The organism is Halomonas piscis, assembly GCF_031886125.1.
Lineage (GTDB): Bacteria > Pseudomonadota > Gammaproteobacteria > Pseudomonadales > Halomonadaceae > Vreelandella > Vreelandella piscis.
Genome location: NZ_CP119391.1, coordinates 2,729,953 through 2,747,324 on the forward strand (window position 1 = coordinate 2,729,953; position 17,372 = coordinate 2,747,324).

At 65.8% G+C, this 17,372-nt stretch carries 16 protein-coding genes; 6 read left to right on the forward strand and 10 right to left on the reverse strand.

The features are described from left to right. Positions 1-3: 3 nt before the first annotated feature. Both tatB and tatC read left to right on the forward strand, forming a co-directional pair. On the forward strand, positions 4-405 hold the full coding sequence (tatB, locus tag P1P91_RS12825) for a Sec-independent protein translocase protein TatB (RefSeq protein WP_311883106.1): 402 nt from the start codon (positions 4-6) through the stop codon (positions 403-405). Next, a complete protein-coding gene (gene tatC / locus P1P91_RS12830) occupies positions 395-1,177 on the forward strand; it encodes a twin-arginine translocase subunit TatC (protein ID WP_311883107.1) in 783 nt (260 codons plus the stop codon). Before tatB ends, tatC begins: the two co-directional genes overlap by 11 nt. Positions 1,178-1,196: 19 nt before the next feature. On the opposite strand, the gene elbB is transcribed toward tatC, so the two are convergent. Further along, positions 1,197-1,871 (reverse strand): isoprenoid biosynthesis glyoxalase ElbB, encoded by a 675-nt coding sequence (gene elbB, locus P1P91_RS12835; RefSeq protein WP_311883108.1) that lies wholly within the window; start codon positions 1,869-1,871, stop codon positions 1,197-1,199. A gap of 209 nt (positions 1,872-2,080) precedes the next feature. Between elbB and hemB the strand changes: the two genes are divergently transcribed. Further along, positions 2,081-3,088 carry a porphobilinogen synthase gene (hemB, locus tag P1P91_RS12840; protein WP_311883109.1) on the forward strand — a complete coding sequence of 336 codons (1,008 nt, stop codon included), beginning with the start codon at positions 2,081-2,083 and terminating at the stop codon, positions 3,086-3,088. A 256-nt stretch (positions 3,089-3,344) separates the two neighbouring features. Here hemB and metE read toward each other — a convergent pair whose 3' ends face one another. Further along, positions 3,345-5,672, reverse strand: a complete 2,328-nt coding sequence (gene metE / locus P1P91_RS12845) for a 5-methyltetrahydropteroyltriglutamate--homocysteine S-methyltransferase (RefSeq protein WP_311883111.1) — start codon at positions 5,670-5,672, stop codon at positions 3,345-3,347. 130 nt (positions 5,673-5,802) lie between these two features. Between metE and P1P91_RS12850 the strand changes: the two genes are divergently transcribed. Then, the gene (locus tag P1P91_RS12850; protein ID WP_311883113.1) at positions 5,803-6,741 is read left to right on the forward strand and encodes a LysR family transcriptional regulator; all 939 of its coding nucleotides are present in this window, start codon (positions 5,803-5,805) and stop codon (positions 6,739-6,741) included. Here the strand turns inward: P1P91_RS12850 and P1P91_RS12855 are convergent. Then, positions 6,704-8,296 (reverse strand): ATP-binding protein, encoded by a 1,593-nt coding sequence (locus P1P91_RS12855; RefSeq protein ID WP_311883114.1) that lies wholly within the window; start codon positions 8,294-8,296, stop codon positions 6,704-6,706. The genes P1P91_RS12850 and P1P91_RS12855 overlap by 38 nt on opposite strands. A gap of 66 nt (positions 8,297-8,362) precedes the next feature. Then, complete coding sequence (locus P1P91_RS12860) at positions 8,363-9,121, reverse strand: winged helix-turn-helix domain-containing protein (RefSeq protein ID WP_311883116.1); 759 nt, start codon at positions 9,119-9,121, stop codon at positions 8,363-8,365. Positions 9,122-9,304: 183 nt separating this feature from the next. On the opposite strand from P1P91_RS12860, the gene P1P91_RS12865 reads away from it, so the two are divergent. After that, complete coding sequence (locus tag P1P91_RS12865; protein WP_311883118.1) at positions 9,305-9,460, forward strand: hypothetical protein; 156 nt, start codon at positions 9,305-9,307, stop codon at positions 9,458-9,460. A gap of 182 nt (positions 9,461-9,642) precedes the next feature. Here the strand turns inward: P1P91_RS12865 and P1P91_RS12870 are convergent, their stop codons facing one another. From P1P91_RS12870 to P1P91_RS12890, 5 genes are all read right to left on the reverse strand, one after another. Beyond that, positions 9,643-9,822 (reverse strand): PLDc N-terminal domain-containing protein, encoded by a 180-nt coding sequence (locus P1P91_RS12870; RefSeq protein WP_311883123.1) that lies wholly within the window; start codon positions 9,820-9,822, stop codon positions 9,643-9,645. Between the two features lie 146 nt (positions 9,823-9,968). Next, positions 9,969-10,499: a retropepsin-like aspartic protease family protein gene (locus P1P91_RS12875; protein WP_311883124.1), complete on the reverse strand. Its 531-nt coding sequence runs from the start codon at positions 10,497-10,499 to the stop codon at positions 9,969-9,971. An 8-nt stretch (positions 10,500-10,507) separates the two neighbouring features. Further along, entirely contained in the window at positions 10,508-11,887 is a 1,380-nt protein-coding gene (locus tag P1P91_RS12880; RefSeq protein ID WP_311883125.1) for an MFS transporter, read from the reverse strand. Between the two features lie 55 nt (positions 11,888-11,942). After that, on the reverse strand, positions 11,943-12,119 hold the full coding sequence (locus tag P1P91_RS12885; RefSeq protein ID WP_311883126.1) for a hypothetical protein: 177 nt from the start codon (positions 12,117-12,119) through the stop codon (positions 11,943-11,945). 48 nt (positions 12,120-12,167) lie between these two features. Continuing rightward, positions 12,168-13,793, reverse strand: coding sequence for a BCCT family transporter (locus P1P91_RS12890; RefSeq protein ID WP_311883128.1), 1,626 nt, complete (start codon positions 13,791-13,793; stop codon positions 12,168-12,170). Positions 13,794-14,042: 249 nt separating this feature from the next. Between P1P91_RS12890 and P1P91_RS12895 the strand changes: the two genes are divergently transcribed. Beyond that, the gene (locus tag P1P91_RS12895; RefSeq protein ID WP_311883129.1) at positions 14,043-14,390 is read left to right on the forward strand and encodes a hypothetical protein; all 348 of its coding nucleotides are present in this window, start codon (positions 14,043-14,045) and stop codon (positions 14,388-14,390) included. A gap of 28 nt (positions 14,391-14,418) precedes the next feature. Here the strand turns inward: P1P91_RS12895 and glnE are convergent, their stop codons facing one another. After that, a complete protein-coding gene (glnE, locus tag P1P91_RS12900; protein WP_311883131.1) occupies positions 14,419-17,364 on the reverse strand; it encodes a bifunctional [glutamate--ammonia ligase]-adenylyl-L-tyrosine phosphorylase/[glutamate--ammonia-ligase] adenylyltransferase in 2,946 nt (981 codons plus the stop codon). Positions 17,365-17,372 lie beyond the last annotated feature (8 nt).

Below are 17,372 nucleotides of genomic sequence, written 5' to 3' on the forward strand. Positions count from 1 at the left end.
GCCATGCTGGACATCGGCTTTCTCGAACTGCTGATCATCGCCGTGGTCGGGCTTTTGGTGCTCGGCCCCGAGCGGCTGCCGCGGGCGGCCCGCACCACGGGGATGTGGGTGGGCAAGATCAAGCGCACGGTCTCGAGCATGCAGCGCGAGGTCAGCGCCCAGCTGGAAGCCGAAGACCTGCGCCAGAAGCTTGACGATCAGCAAAAGAAACTCGACGACAGCCTGAACAAGGCCAAGCAGGACGTGGAGAGCCTGGCCGATGCCCCCGGCAAACAGGCTCGGCAGGTAGAGCGCCAGGCCGCCGACGCCTCGGCCCGGCTGGACGACGCCCTGGAAACCCTGCGCGAAACGCCGCCTGAAACGGGGCAGGACGGGAAAAAGGACGAAACATCACATGAGCGGTAGTTCGCACAAGCCACAGACAGACCGCCAGGAAGGCGGCGCCCAGGCGCCGCTAATCGAGCACCTGGTCGAGCTGCGCTCGCGGCTGATGCGAGCCGTCATTGCCATCGTGGTGATTTTTCTTGCGCTGTACGCCTTTGCCAACGATATCTACGGCTTTGTCGCCGAGCCGCTGATGGCGCTGCTGCCCGAAGGTTCCCAGATGATCGCCACCGAGGTGGCATCGCCGTTTCTTGCGCCGTTCAAGCTGACCCTGGTGGTGTCGGTCTTTATCGCTATTCCCGTGGTGCTGCACCAGGCCTGGGCCTTTGTCGCTCCAGGCCTTTACGACAACGAAAAATCGCTGGCCATTCCGCTGCTGGTATCGAGCGTCGGGCTGTTCTACGCCGGTGCGGCCTTTGCCTACTACGTGGTGTTTCCGCTGCTGTTTTCGTTTTTTACCCAAACCGGGCCGGACAACATCACGGTGATGACCGATATCAACCAGTACCTCAACTTCGTGTTGAAGCTGTTTTTTGCCTTCGGCGTGGCCTTCGAGATTCCCATCGCCACCTTTTTGCTGATCCTTTCGGGGGCCACCACGGTGGCAAGCCTGGGCAGCAAGCGCCCCTATATTCTGCTGGGCTGCTTCGTGGTGGGCATGGTGCTCACCCCGCCGGACGTGGTCTCCCAGAGCCTGCTGGCCGTGCCCATGTACTTGCTTTACGAAATCGGCCTTCTGTTCGGCCGCCTGGTGGGCAACCGCCGGGCCCGGCAGCGGGCCGACGACGCCTAGACGGGCGCAAGCGCCGGCGTCAGGCCGGCGTGCGCGCGTCGATCATCTCGCTTATGCGGTCCACCAGCTTAAAAAGCCCCTCGGCGGCAACGCTCAGGCTGTCGGTCTGCATCAGCGCCGGCGTGGTCACCACCTGATGCTCGAAGTCGACGACGATATCGTCGGCTTCGCCGCTGCGGTGCAGCCCGCCCATGGAGCTGATGGCCCCGGCAATGCCGGGATTGCGTCCCACCGTTACCGAAATGCCGTCACACAGCAGGCGCGGCGCCAGCGCCGGCGCAATGCCGGTGAGGCCCACGGGCTTGCCCGCCGCGTAAAACCCCGCCAGCGTCTCGCTCAGCGCTTCCACTACCCGCATACCGGCGCCTTCCCGGCGAAAGTCGGAAATATTCTTCACCACGCCCTCGCCGCCGGGCAGGATCACCGCGTCGAATTCGTTGCCGTCAAGCGCTTCCAGCGGCTGAATACCGCCCCGGGCAAGGCGTCCCGCTTCGTCGAGCACTCGGCGCGTGGCGTCTTCGTCCACGTCGCCGGTACGGTGATTGATCGCCTCGTACTGGTCGATATCCGGGGCAAAAAAACGGCAGTCGATGCCCAGCTGGTCCAGACGCAGCAGCAGCAGCGTGGTTTCGTGGGGATCGGCGCCGTCAAGGGTGCCGCAGCCGGTCAGAATGATCGCTATCTGTTTGTTCACGTTGTTGTTCCTTTGGTTGCACCGCCTTATTGTGGCACGCCAAGGAAGAGGCGAACACCACTGCCTTGTATTCAGGCTCTGCTACCCACTCTAGCCAAGCCCGTCCTGCTGCCACAACTGCCCACCCTGCCACGACGACTTTTGCCCGCGCTGCCGGCTGATATAATACGGGCGGAAAGTTTCATTTGCCTTATTCGCTGGAGATTGCCTTGACTACGTTCGCCCCGCGCCCCTTCCCCGCCACCCGCATGCGGCGCATGCGCCGCGACGACTTTTCTCGCCGGCTGATGCGCGAAAACGTGCTCACCCCGGCCGACCTCATTCTGCCGGTGTTTGTCATGGAAGGGGAAAACCGGCGCGAAGCCGTGCCCTCCATGCCCGGCGTCGAGCGCTTGACGCTGGACCTTTTGATCGAACAGGCGCGCGAGGCCCAGGCGCTGGGTATCCCCGCACTGGCGCTGTTTCCGGTGATCGAGGCCGACGGCAAGACCGAGCATGCCGAAGAGGCCTACAACCCGGACGGGCTGATCCAGCGCAGCGTGCGCGGGCTGAAGGACGCCCTGCCCGATCTTGGCATCATCACCGACGTGGCGCTGGACCCCTACACCAGCCACGGCCAGGACGGCATCCTCGACGACACCGGCTACGTGCAGAACGAACCCACCGTGGCGACGCTGATCAAGCAGGCGCTGTCCCACGCCGAGGCCGGCGCCGACGTGGTGGCCCCGTCCGACATGATGGACGGGCGCATCGGCGCGGTGCGCGACGTGCTCGAGGACAACGACCTGGTCAACACCCGCATTATGGCCTACAGCGCCAAGTACGCCTCGAGCTACTACGGCCCCTTCCGCGACGCCATCGGCTCGGCGGCCAACCTCGGCCAGGCCGACAAGCGCACCTACCAGATGGACCCGGCCAACGATGACGAGGCGCTGCACGAAGTCACCATGGACATCACCGAAGGCGCCGACATGGTGATGGTCAAGCCGGGCATGCCGTATCTGGACGTGGTCCGCCGGGTGAAGGACGAGCTCGCCGTCCCCACGTTCGCCTACCAGGTCAGCGGCGAGTACGCCATGCACCGCGCCGCCTTCGACAACGGCTGGCTGGACGCCGACAAGGTGATCCTGGAGTCGCTCACCTGCTTCAAGCGTGCCGGCGCCGACGGCATCCTCACCTACTTCGCCCTGGACGCCGCGCGGCTGCTGGCCAAATAGCAGAGCTGGTGGCGGTATCATCGCTGACTGAAGTCAGCTCCCACCGGACGGAGACTGCAGGAGGCCCGATTGCACGGTGGGAGTCCAATTTATTGGACGAAAGCAGGCCGCAAGGCCTGCCAGCGGCTGGCAACCTGCCCGGGATAAATGGCGGTATCATCGCCAAGAGAAGTCAGCATCCTCCGTGTAGCGGGTTACCTGCCACAGAAAAGCCGGCCCTTGGGGGGCCGGCTTTTGCGCGTTAGGCGGGCGCCTTTTACACCTTGACAAAGCCCGGGCGGCGGCTAGCTTCCGCGCGCTCGCGCAGGGTCTTTGCTGCCTTGACCATGTTGGCAAGGGCCGGCTCGACCTCTTCCCAGCGCCTTGTTTTCAGCCCGCAGTCCGGGTTGACCCAGAGGCGCTCGGCAGGAATCCGCTCGGCGGCCTTCTCCATCAGCGCCACCATCCAGTCAATGTCGGGCAGGTTGGGGCTGTGGATATCGTAAACCCCGGGCCCGATCTCGTTGGGGTAGTCGAAATCCTTGAAGGCGTCCAGAAGCTCCATGTCCGAGCGCGAGGTTTCGATGGTGATCACGTCGGCATCCAGCGCGGCGATCGCGCCGATGATGTCGTTGAACTCCGAGTAGCACATGTGGGTGTGGATCTGGGTGGCATCGGCAACCCCCGACGAGCTCAGGCGGAAGCTTTCCACCGCCCAGCCAAGGTACGCCTGCCATTCGGCACGGCGCAGGGGCAACCCCTCGCGCAGGGCCGGCTCGTCGATCTGGATCGCCTTGATGCCGGCGCGCTCCAGGTCCACCACCTCGTCGCGCAGCGCCAGCGCAATCTGGCGGCAGGTGATCTCCCGGGGCTGGTCGTCGCGCACGAACGACCACTGCAGAATGGTCACCGGGCCGGTGAGCATGCCCTTCATCGGCCTGTCCGTCAGTGACTGGGCGTACTCGCTCCAGCGTACGGTCATGGGCGCGGGGCGAGTCACGTCGCCAAAGATCACCGGCGGCTTCACGCAGCGCGAGCCGTAGCTCTGCACCCAGCCAAGGCGGGTGAAGGCAAAGCCGCCGAGCTGCTCGCCGAAATACTCCACCATGTCGTTACGCTCGGCCTCGCCGTGTACCAGCACGTCAAGGCCCAGCGCCTCCTGACGTTCCACGGCGTAGGCGATCTCGCGACGCATCCGCGCCTCGTAGTCTTCGGTGTCAAGCTCTCCGCTCCTGTGCGCCCGGCGGGCGGCGCGGATATCCCCGGTCTGGGGAAAGGAGCCGATGGTGGTGGTCGGATACAGCGGCAGCGAAAGCGCCTCGCGCTGGGCCCTGGCGCGGCCGGCATAGGGCGCAGCGCGGCGGCTGTCGGTTTCGCTCACCACCGCAAGCCGCGTGGCCACCGCCGGCTGGTGAATCCGCGCGGACTCCCGGCGGGCGTCGAGAGCACGGGTGGCATCGGCCAGGCGCTGCTCGTCGCCCGCGGTGGCGCGGCCGCCGAGCAGGCGGGCAAGCGCTACCGTTTCGTCGAGCTTCTGGCGGGCGAAAGCCAGCCAGCTCTTGAGCTCGGCGTCGAGGTCGGTTTCGGCGCTCACGTCCACGGGCACGTGCAGAAGCGAGCAGCTGGGCGAAAGCCACAGGCGATCTCCCAGGCGCGCTTTCAGCGGCTGCAGGCGCTCGCGCAGGGCGGCGAGGTCAGCGCGCCAGACGTTGCGCCCGTCGATTACGCCGGCGGAGAGCACCTGATGCGGGCCGAGGCGGTCGGCTACGTGGTCCAGCTCGCCCGGGGCGCGAACGGCGTCCACGTGCAGCCCGGCCACCGGCAGGCGCGCCGCCAGCGAAAGGTTGTCGCCCAGGCCGCCAAAGTAGGTCGCCAGCAACAGCTTCACCGGGGCGGCCTGCAGTCGATGGTAGGCGCGCTCAAAGGCCTGCTGCCATTCGGCGGGCAGGTCCTGTACCAGCGCCGGCTCGTTGAGCTGCGCCCATTTCACGCCCTGCTCGCCAAGCCGGGTGAGCACCTGGGCGTAGACGTCCAGCACGCCGTCGAGCAGCGCCAGGCGGTCGAACTCGCTGCCCTTCTCCTTGCCCAGCCACAGCCAGGTCAAAGGCCCGGTGAGCGCCACCTTGGGCGCAAAACCTCCGGCCTGAGCCTCGGCGACTTCGTCGAACAGGCGGTGGCAGGCCAGCCTGAACGTCTGGTCTTCGTGCAGCTCCGGGACCAGGTAGTGATAGTTGGTATCGAAGTACTTGGTCATTTCGCAGGCGGCCGCGGGCTCGCCGCTGGGCGCCCGCCCCCGGGCCATGCGAAAGGCGGTGTCCAGGGTGACGCTACCCTGCTCGACTTCGGCGGCGGCGTTGAAGCGTTCGGGCACCGCGCCCAGCAGCACGGAGACGTTGAGTACCTGATCGTAAAAGGCGAAATCGCCCACGCTGACAAAGTCCAGCCCGGCCTCGCTCTGGGCCTGCCAGTGTTCGGCGCGCAGGGTTTTGGCGGTTTGCTCCAGCGTCGCAAGATCGATCTCGCCCTTCCAGTAGGCTTCGGTGGCCGTTTTCAGCTCGCGCCGGGCGCCGATACGCGGGTAGCCCAGAATATGAGAAACTGTCATGCAATAGATCCTTTCAAAGGCAGCGAACGGATGGCGAGTTCCGATTCGGGGAAACGTGCCGACAGTTTGCGTACGGGATAAAACTGAATCAAACTAATCTTTTTAATACAGGCAGTGAAAACCACTCATCATGATCGAGCTTCGCCACCTCCGCACCCTGCTCGCCCTGCGCGAAACCGGCTCGCTGGTCGAGGCCGCCGAGCGCGTCCACCTTACCCAGTCGGCGCTTTCCCATCAGCTCAAGGACCTGGAAAGCCGCCTGGACAGCGCGCTGTTCGTACGCAAATCCCGGCCGGTGGCGTTTACCCGAACCGGAGAGCGGCTTCTGGCGCTGGCCGAGCAGGTACTGCCCCGGGTGCGCGAGGCCGAGCGCGACGTGGCCAGGCTTGCCGGCACCGAGCAGGGACGGCTGCACATGGCCATCGAATGCCACAGCTGCTTTCAGTGGCTGATGCCCACGGTGGACCATTTTCGCGACCACTGGCCGGAAATCGAAATCGACATTCCCACCGGCCATCACTTTGAACCGCTGCCGGCGCTGGCCCGGGAACAGCTCGACCTGGTCATCACCGCCGACCCCCAGCCCATTGACGGCATTCACTACGCGCCGCTGTTTCGCTACGAAGGGCTTTTGGCAGTGGCGCGCCAGCACCCCCTGGCCGGGCAGGACTTCGTGGTGCCCGAGATGCTGTCCGACCAGACGCTGATCACCTACCCGGTGGAACAGTCGCGGCTGGACGTGTTTACCCAGTTTCTCGACCCGGCGGGGGTCAGGCCGGAGGAGGTCCGCACCGCGGAGCTCACCATCATGATGATGCAGCTGGTGGCGAGCGGGCGCGGAGTCTGCGCGCTGCCGAGCTGGGCGCTGACCGAGTATCTCGAGCGCGACTACGTCAGCGCCGTGCCGCTCGGGGAAAGCGGAACATGGAGCACGCTGTACGCCGCGCTGCGCGACGACACCCGGGAGGCGCCGTGGATGCAGGACTTTCTGCGCACCGCCCGGGAAACCTCGTTTGCGGTGCTCTCGGGCATCAGGCCGGCGGGCCGCGACGCGGAAACACCAGGGTAAAACGGGCGCCGCCCAGCGTCTCGCTCTGATCCACGCTGGCGCTGCCGCCGTGGCTGGCCATGATCTTCTGCACGATGGAAAGCCCCAGTCCGTAACCGCCGGAGCTGCGGTTACGGCTGGTATCCAGCCGGGAAAAGGGCTGAAAGATCTCTTCCCGGGCATCAACGGGCACGCCGGGGCCGTCGTCTTCCACGTCGATGCGCACCAGCTCCGGCTCGCCGGTCAGCGTCACCGTCACTTGGGAATGGCCGTGGCGGCAGGCGTTGCTCACCAGGTTTTGCAGCGCCCGCTGCAGATAGCGCGGCTCGGCCTGAAGCGCCACCTCAGGGCCCTCCGCCAGACGCAGCGTCAGGCCTTCATGCAGCGGCGCCAGCGTGTCGATCACGCGGCTGGCGATCGCCCGGCACTCGACCCGGGTCATCTCCATTTCGCCCGTGACGGGCCCGCCGAGCCGGGCAAAGGTGAGGATTTCATCGATCAGTTCGTCAAGCTCGCCGATGTCGGCGTCGATGCCCCGCAGCTGACGATGGATGACGGGGTCGTCGGTCATGTCTTCGACCATCTGCGCGGCAAAGCGGATACGGGCCACCGGCGTGCGCAGCTCGTGGGAGACGGCGCGAATCATCTCCTGCTGGCCGCGTAAAAGCGCCTGCACCTGGCTTGCCATGCCGTTGAACGCCATGCCCAGCCGGCCCAGAAAGTCGCTGCCTTCCACCTTGACCCGGGTTTCCAGGCGGCCGTTGGCAATCCGCCCGGCGGCAAGCTCGAGTCGCCCCAGGCGCGACTCGATACTGCGCATCACCAGGTAGATACTCAGCGAAAATGCCAGCAACAGCCCCATGATCAGCGGCAGATTGAGGTTGAGCGCCAGCGAGCCGCCGCGGTTCATGGGGCCCATCTTGACCCAGCGCGCCTCGCCGGGCAGCCGGGCCCAGAAAGTGACCGCCAGCTGCTCGTGTTCAAGCCGGGTCACGACCTGCCCTCTATCCAGCGCGGCGCGCTGCCCGGCGGCAAGCGACTCGGGCAGGCGCTCGTGCAGCGACACCGGCCAGCTTCCCGAGGCCAGCCCGTTCAGGCGCTCGCGGCGCTGGTCGGCCGGCTGAGCGGCCAGCCATTCCCCCAGCAGCTGCGCGACGGCGTGCCAGTGGCGCTCGCTCCAGTCGTCGTCAAGCCGGGCCGTCAGCAGCCAGTCCGAGTCCGGCAGGCGCTTGCGCAGCACCCAGGGCGAGGCGCTTACCCGCACCTTGCCCTGCTCCAGCCGGGCCCGGTCAAAATAGCCCAGGTCGGCGGCCTCCATGCGCTCAAGCTCGAGCGCCATGCCCAGCCGCTCGCCCAGCGCCGCCAGGCGCTGCTCGCGCTGGTCGGGGTCAAGCGCCGAAAGCTGCGCGATCGCCAGCGACACGGGCAGCGCTGCCATCTGTTCGCGGTAGTCTTCGCGGCGGACCTGATCGATCAGCGCGCGGCCGCCCAGCGCAATCAAAAAGACTGCCAGCAGGATGGTGATCAGCAGCAGATAAAAGCGGGTAAACGAGCCGCGGCGGAGCCTCCAGCGCATCGTTCCTCTCTCGCGCTCGCGCCGGCAGCGACGCCGGCGTGGGGTGAATCGTCCATGACGACGACGTCAGCCGTCCTTGACGAACAGATAGCCTTTACTGCGCACGGTCTTGATACGGTGCGGGTGGTGGGTGTCGTCGCCGATCTTGGGGCGAATACGCGACACGCGCACGTCGATGGAGCGGTCCTGGCCGTCATACTTGATGCCGCGCAGGTCTTCGAAGATTTCTTCCCGAGTCAGCACCCGCCCGGCGTTGCTGGCCAACAGCCACAGCAGGTCGAACTCGGCGCTGGTCAGGTCAATACGCTCGCCGGAGAGCCAGGCCTCCCGGGTGGCGTGGTCGATTTCCAGATTGTCGAAGCGCAGCCGCGCTTCGTCGCCGGCCGGCAAGCCGCCTTCGGCACGGCGCAGCAGGGCCCGCACCCGCGCCAGCAGCACCCGGGGCTTGACCGGCTTGGGCATGTAGTCGTCGGCACCCATTTCCAGCCCCAGCACCTGGTCCAGATCGTCGGTGCGCGCGGTCAGCATCATGATCGGACCGGCGTAGTGGGGCCGCGCCCGGCGGCAGATGGAAAGCCCGTCCTCGCCGGGCAGCATCAGGTCGAGAATCACCAGATCCGGCTGCAGGCCGGTAATGCGCTCGACGCCGCTGGCACCGTCGGCCTCGAGCGTTACCCGAAAGCCGTTGGCTTCCAGATAATCCCGGGTCAGGTCGGCCAGCCGCTGATCGTCTTCGATAATCAGCACGTGTTCCCGTTCGGCGTCGTCCGCGCCGCCGCTATCCTGGCTCAGCGTTTGAAACTGTTTTTCCAGATGATCGACCATGTGTACTCTTGACTCCGCTCGGGCAACCCTTGATACCCGACAATATGCATAATAAACGACACCTTGCCGCTGCGGGATGACAGCGCTTGCGCTATGCCGCAAAATAAGTCAGGCGCCGCGGGCGCCCGGCCGATACCGCTGCGGGGCGCTCGCTGTCGAACCGCTGACAGAAAGGAAAACCGCATGACCCAGCGCAAACCCAAAAGCGTCATCAAGCGCGTTTACGTCCCCACCCAGGTGCACGACCTGCCCAACGGCGAACGGCTGACGGTGCCGGGGCACTACGACCCCGACCATCCCCGGCTGTCAGACTCGAACCATAGCGACGACAACGACTGATCGGGCGCCGGGCGTCCATTTTACCCTCATCCGGCGCCCTGTCACCCGAGCGCTATCAACGTCGGGCAAAAAGGCCCGGCGCCGTTTGCGCCGGGCCGGGATTTTCTCGAGGCCTTGACTGGCCAGGCCTCCATGCAAAAAAAGGCAGGCTCTCGGGCCTGCCTTTTCGACGGTGCTTGACGCTACCCCTTGGGTCCCAGCAATAGCCAGATGATCAGCCCGAATAGCGGGAAAAGCAGCAGTACCAGAATCCACAGCAGCTTGGCCAAACCGCCTGCCGAGCTTTTCGCCACCTTGACGATGGCCCAGATAACGATAATCAGCCAGATGAGGCCTAACAGTCCACCTACTTCAATGCCCATGGCAGCTCCTTAGCTGGTTAGCGTTGTCATCCCGTTAACAATCATCCTGCAAGCAGGGGTGTCTCGCGGTCGGCATCGGTGCCTCGCCAAGCTAAGCATAGCCGCCGGCCCTGTACAAGTCGTGCACAAACTCTGCTTTTTCTGCGCTACCCCTCGCCGCGCGCCTCGGGCAGCGTGAGCACCATTTCTCCTCCGCGAATCTCGATCGCCAGATGGCTTAAAAAGCTCATGCCCAGCAGCACCGTGTCGTCTTCCATGTTGGGGCTGACCGAGCCCTGAACGTTGTCCAGACGAATGCCGCCCAGGCTCACCGAGTCCAGATCCACCAGCGTTCCCTGCACCCGACCGTTGGCGGTGTTGAACCAGACGTGTCGGCCGCGCTCCAGCTCAAGCCTGTCGGCAAGCCCGGCGGACAGGGCCACGTAGGTGGCGCCGGTATCGAGCAAAAACGTCACCGGCACGCCGTTGATCTCCCCCGGCGCCTTGAAATGTCCGGCGCGATCGCGCTCAAGCGTGATCGGCGTGCCCGGCTCCGCCGAGGCGACGACTTGAGCATTGGGATTTTGCAGCGCCTCAAGGCCACCCTTGAGCCACCAGGTGCCGCCCACGATCAGCAGCACCCAGAACAGCAGCATCATGACAAGACCGCCGCGCTGCCCCTGCGCTTTTGCTGCCATACGCCCTCCTAGTCACCGGACTCTTCCGGCCGCCACTGCCCGGCTGCCGCGCGGCCCCGCGACTCGTTAACGCGTGTGCAGATCAGCATGGCCACCATGAACAGCGCCGCGCAAAGCAGTATCGACCCGGCGAGCCCCACCAGCACCTGCAGCGTGCCCAGCAGCACGATACCCAATACCCCGGCCAGCTTGTTGGCCAGCCCCCAGAAACCAAAAAATTCGGCGGACTTCCCCGCCGGGGAAAAAAGCCCCACCAGCGTACGGCTGGCCGACTGGCTGGAACCCAGACTCGCCCCGGCCAGACACCCCACCACCAGAAACAGATGCTGAGCCTGCCACGTCAGGCCAAGGCGGTCATTGACCCATTCGGTCAGCGCCGGCGTGGCCCAGATGGCAATGATCGCCGCCACCCAGAGCGCGAGCGTCAGCTGGTAGGTGCGCTTGCCGCCAAGCCGATCCTGCAGGGCGCCAAAGCCCAGGGCGCCGCCGGCAGCGGTGATCTGCACGATGATGAACATGACGTTGCGCACCCCCGCATCCCAGCCGATTACCTGCCCGCCGTAGATAAAGGCAAAGGCAATGATGATGTAGACCCCGGCCATGGAAAACAAAAGCGAGACCAGAAACAGGCTCAGGTCCCTAAAGTGGCGCAAATCTCGCCAGGTTGCCAGTACTCGCTGGCGGGCAATACGCACGTAAGAGGCGCTCACCGGCTGCGGCGTCGCGCGCTCTTTCAGCCAGGCAAAGGTGGGAATGGCGGCTATCAGGAAAAACCCGGCGGCAAACGGGCCCACAAAGCGGATGCGCTCGAAGTTTTCCGCCGTGGCCTCGCCCAGCACCAGCAGGGTAAAGCCGGCGGCAAAAAGCCCGCCCAGGTAGCCCAGCGCCCAGCCGAAGCCGGAAATTTTCCCCAGCGCCGCCGGCGGCCCCAGGCCGGGCAAAAAAGCGGCAATGAACGACTCGCCCATGGAATAGGCGTAGTTGGAGACGACGATCAGCAAAAGCCCGGACACAACGTAGCCCGGCCCGACAAAGTACAAAAGCGCGGTCGAGACAACGGTGGCTACATAGCTCCACCACAGAAAACGCTTTTTTTCCGCGCGGCAGTCCATGATGGCACCGCACAGGGGCGCGGTCAGCACCACCAGCAGATAGCTTACCGCCAGCGCCAGGCTCCAGAGAAAGTTGGCCAGCCGGTAGCTGCCGCCATACTCGCCGACAATCACCGTCGTATAAAGATCACCAAAGACCACGGTGATGATCAACAGCGTATAGGCCTGGTTGGCGAAATCGAACATCGCCCAGCCGACAATCTCCCGGCGTGAGGCGTAGCGGTGGCCCGCACCGGAAGCACGGCGGGTATCGGACTCAGGCAAGGCAGACGGCATGGCGGCTCCCGGTGGTTTCAACGGTGGTCAGGAAGGCGAAGGCTTGGCGCGCCGGCTACAGCAGCCAGTGCGCGAGCACCGCCGCCGTGCCTACAATCAGCGCCGTCACGACGGCAATCGTCACCGCCGCGTTCAGCCAGCGGTCGAGCCGGCCGACGGCGGGCGCGGGGCGCTCGGCCTTCCGCCGGGTAGCGCCACGCCGAGCGGGGCCGGGTCGCGAGTCTTTTGCCATTACGCCGCTTTGCTCCTTGGGCTCAGCACCCCTGCCCCGCGCCTGCGCCTAGCGGTTGATGCGCCGGTTGACCACGCTCGGCGCCCGCCGCAGCCGCTCGTCTTCGCCGAGCTGGTCGGCCTCGAAAGCGTCCGCCCCCACCGGCGTATCGCCGTGGCGACGATACAGCTGGGTGAGCATGGCCTTGCGGTCGGCGCGCAGCTCGCGCAGCAGCACCACCACCATCATGTAGAGAATAAACGTAAACGGCAGCGCCGACAGCACCGACGCCGACTGCAGCCCGCTGAGGCCGCCGGCCACGATCAGCGTCAGGCATATCGCGGCGATCAGCACCCCCCACAGCACGCGCTTGTAAAGCGGCGGGTTGATCGAGCCGCTGTCGGTCATCTGCGCCACGATATAGGAAGCCGAGTCCGCCGAGGTCACCAGGAACACAAAGATCAGTATCATCGCCATGATCGACAGCACGCCGGAAAACGGCATCAGATCGAACATCTCGAACAGCGCCACGGTAATATTGTCCTGGGTCGCCTGGGCCAGGCCGATATCGCTGCCGCCAAGATCCATGTGCAGCGCCGCCCCGCCGAAAACGCCGATCCACATGCAGGCCAGAAGCGGCGGCACCAGCAGTACGCCAAAGACGTACTCCTTGATGGTGCGCCCCCGCGATACCCGGGCCACGAAAGTGCCCACAAACGGCGACCAGGCGATCACCCAGGCCCAGTAGAAAATCGTCCAGTCGTTACCCCAGTTGGTCTCGTCGTACGGCGCAATGCGCAGGCTCATGCCGACGAAGTTCTGCAGGTAGTCGCCGATACCCAGGGTGATCGTCTCGAGAATCGCCACCGTGGGGCCGCTGAGCAGCACGTAAAGCATCAGACCGATGCACAGCGCCATGTTGAGGTTGGAAAGGCGCTTGATGCCTTTGTCCAGCCCCGACCAGGTCGAGGCCATGTAGGCACAAAACATGACCAGCAGAATGATGAACTGCCACCAGCCGTTTTCCGGCAGGCCGAACACCGCGTTGAGCCCGCCGTTCATCTGCAGAACGCCAAGCCCCAGCGAAGTGGCCACGCCCATGACCGTGGCCACCACGGCAAAAACGTCGAGCCAGGAGGCGTAGGGTCGCACCCGCGGGTATTTCGCGGTGACCGATGAAAGCACCGAGGACACCAGCCCCGCCTGCCCCTTGCGGAACTGGAAGTAGGCGATAATCAGCCCCACCACGGAAAACGCCGCCCACTGGTGAATCCCCCAGTTGAAATAGGTGTACTGAATGGCGTAGCGCGCCGCGGCCACGCTTTCCGGCGTTTCGTCGCCGTAGGGCGGCTCGATATAGTGCGTCATGGGCTCGGCCATGCCGTAGAACACCAGCCCCACGCCAAAGCCGGCGGCGAGCAGCATGCTCACCCAGGAAAAGAAGCTGTAGTTGGGCGTGCTGTCCTGGGGGCCAAGGCGCACCTTGCCGTACTTGGAGAACGCCAGCCCCAGCAGAAACACCACAAACCCGAATATCGAAAACAGATAAAACCAGCCGAACAGCCGGGTGATGGTATCCAGCGCTGCCTGGGCCGCGTTGCCGAAGCCTTCGGGAAACGCCGCCCCGATTAGCACCAGCCCCAGGATAATTATCGCCGAGGCGATAAATACCGTCCTGCCGCCGTGATCCGCCATTTCGTCCCCTTGCCGTGAGTCCGTTATCGAAAGCGCTGCTGCCGACCCCTTGTCGGCACCGTGCCGACTCTATCAGCTAAGCCCGAAAGGTGCATAAGCCTGCCTTCATGCAACACAGGCGTCACGCCTTACGCCGGCAAGGCACAGAACGACGCGCCGAGTGAACTCAAGCGCCGTACAGTGTTCTACTGGACAGACAGACGCACGCGCAACACCCTGCGTCTAGAGGAGCGTCTTCAGGAGAGTTTCATGACACAGCGCAATACCCGCAACGCCGCCTGGCAGGCCGCCCAGCAGTGGCGCGCCAGAGCCGCCCAGTCGCGCCCGGCAAGCCTTGGCGGCAGCATCCGGCTGTTTTTCACCTGGCTTTTGTTCGGCGCCATGATGATCGTGGCGCTGGTGCTGGGCTTTTTCCTGCTGCTGATCGGCTGGGCAATGATGCCCTTCATGCGCCACAAGATGAAAAAGCGCATGGACGCCATGCGTGCCGAACAGGCCACCGACATCGGCGGCGGCACCTACCGCGAGTCCCGGCGCCCCCAAGACGCGCTGGAAGGCAGCTTTGACGTCAAGGACGACAGCGTGAACTCGCGCTGAGCCTGACCGAGACGGCGCCGGCAAACGCCTAGGCTTGCTCGCCGGCACTGGCCGGCGGCTCGAGAAAGCGCTCCCAGAGCGCCTGGACGGCGCGCCGGTGGCCATCAAACGCCCCCGCGGCCATGCGCGGTTTGTCGCCGGTCAGCGCGGCGCGGTGGGTGGTGCTGCGATAGGCCAGATAGGCCTCGCGCAGCGCCCCGGCCTCGTCGTCGGGCAGGTGGCCGCTTTCGGCCAGGGTCTCGAGAATGCGCACGCTGTCGCTGTAGGCCAGCAGCGCCGGCGCCTCGATGCCCAGCGCCAGCACCGCGTACTGGCAGAGAAACTCGATATCGATCATGCCGCCGGCGTCCTGCTTGACGTCAAACGTATCCCGGGTGCGGCTGCCCAGGTGAGCGCGCATCCGATGGCGCATGCGGACCACGTCGTCGCGCAGCGCCCGACGGTCCCGGGGCCGGCCCAGCACTTCCTTGCGCACGGCGTTAAAGTCGTCGGCGAGCGCCGCGTCGCCGGCCACCACCCGGGCGCGCACCAGCGCCTGGTGCTCCCAGGTCCAGGCGTTCTGGCGCTGGTAGTCGGCAAAGGCGGGCAGCGACGTCACCAAAAGCCCGGCGTTGCCCGATGGCCGCAGGCGCATGTCCACCTCGTAAAGGCTGCCCGCCGGCGTCACCGCGGTGAGCAGGTGGATCATCCGCTGGCCCAGGCGGGTGAAAAACACCGACGCATCCACCTGGCGGCGACCGTCGGTGGCCCCCCGGGTGCCGCGGTGCAAAAACACCAGATCCAGGTCCGACCCGTACCCCAGCTCGATGCCGCCCAGCTTGCCGTAGCCGACGATGAGAAAATCCGGCGCGTCGCGGCCGATGCCCGGCGGCACGCCGTGCTTGCGGACCATGTGTTTCCACGCCATGGCAAGCACCGCGTCGAGAATCACCTCGGCGATGTAGGTCAAATAGTCGCTGACCTTCATCAGATGGCGGGTGCCGGCGATGTCCGAGGCGGCCACGTGCAGCGTCTGGGCGTGCTTGAACACCCGCAGCGCTTCCATCTGGGCTTCCTCGTCGTCTTCGGGCAGGCGGTTCAGGGTCTGGCGCAGCTCGTCGGCGAGCCGCGCCTTGTTCGCCGGGGTGTAAAGCGACTCCGGGGTCAGCAGCTCGTCGAGCAGAATCGGGTAGCGCGCCAGCTGGTCGGCAATCCACGGGCTTGCCGCACACAGGCGCATCAAATGCTCCAGCGCCTGGGGATTTTCCCGCAGCAGGGCAAGATAGGCCGTGCGCCGCAGCACCGCCTCGATCAGCGGCTGCACTCGAGGCAGCGCGGCGTCCGGGGTAGGGTTGTGCGCCAGGGCATCGAGCAGCAGCGGCATCAGCGCGTCCAGGCGCTCAAAGCCGATGGCCTGCATGCTCTGCACCGCCCGGGACTGATGCAGGCGTTCAAGGCGTTGGCGCGCCGCGGCGGGGTCGTCAAACCCGGCCTCGGCGAGGCGGCGTTCGGCGTCTTCTGCGGCAAGCTCGCCGCGCCACAGCCGGCGCCACTGCTCGAGCCCCGGCGTTTCGCTGTCGTCTTCCACGTCCTCTTCGGGCTCGGCGATGACGTCGTCGAAATAGTGCTGGATGCGCTCGCGGCCTTCGCCAAGCCGCGCCATCACGCCTTCCCAGCCGTCATACCCCAGCGCCAGTGCCACCTGCTCCCGGGCCAGGGCCTCCTCGGGCAGCCGCTGGGTCTGGCGGTCGTCCAGCGCCTGCAGCGCGTGCTCCAGGTCGCGCAGAAAAGCGTAGTCCGGCAGCAGCTCGTCCACCGCCTCTTGGGGCAGCAGGTCCAGCGCCGGCAGCCGCACGAGGGCGGCGCGCAGGGAAGTCTGCTGCAGCTCGGTGTCGCGGCCGCCGCGAATCAGCTGAAACGCCTGCACCACGAATTCCACCTCGCGGATGCCGCCGGGGCCGAGCTTGACGTTGTTTTCCATGCTGCGCCGCTTGACCTCGCGGTGGATCATGGTTTTCAGCCCGCGCAGGGACTCGATGGCGCCAAAATCCAGATACTTGCGGTAGACAAAGGGGCGCAGCCCGCGCAGCAGCGCGGCGCCGCCGGCGACGTCGCCGGCCACCGGGCGCGCCTTGAGCATGGCGTAGCGTTCCCATTCGCGGCCCTGATCCTGGTAGTAGGCCAGCAGCGCGGCAAAGCTGCCCACCAGCGGGCCGCCGTCGCCCAGCGGGCGCAGGCGCATATCCACGCGAAAGGCAAAGCCGTCGGCGGTGACATTGTCCAGGGCTGCGATCAGCTTTTGCCCCAGCTTGGTAAAGTATTCCTGATGGGCAAGCGTTTTGCGCCCGCCCCGGGTCTCGCCGTCTTCGGCGTAGGCAAAGATCAGGTCGATATCCGACGACAGGTTGAGCTCGCCGGCGCCCAGCTTGCCCATGCCCAGCACCACCAGCCGCTGGGCCGAGCCGTCTTCGCAAGGAGCCGGACGGCCCCAGCGCGGAGCGTAAAACGCCTCCAGCCAGCCCAGCGTCGCTTCAAGAGTGACTTCGGCCAGGGCCGTCACCGCCGCGGTGGTGTCCCAGACGTCGTAGCCGTCGGGGCGGTTCAGGTCGCGCCAGATGATGGCCAGCATCCGCGCCTGACGAAAGCGCCGCACCGCTCGGTACAGCGCCGCTTCGTCTTCGGCCGCGGCCAGCGCCTCGCCCAGCCGGCGCGCCAGCACAGCGCCCGCCGGCGCGGCGTCCAGCTCGCCGGCGTCAATAAGCTCGGCCAGCAGCGCCGGCGTGCGGACCAGCACGTCCAAAGCAAAGTTCGAGATCGTCACCGTGCGCGCAAGCGCCGCCCGCCGCGAGGCGGGCAGCGCCTGCCAGACTGCCGGCGTTTCGTCGTCGAGATCGTGCTCCAGCGCCTCGGCCAGACGCAGCCGGGCCTGTTCGGCGGTTTCGTGCAGCGCCGCCGGCAGGTCGTTCAGCGGCAGAAAATCGTTGTCCAGCGCCATATCGTGCC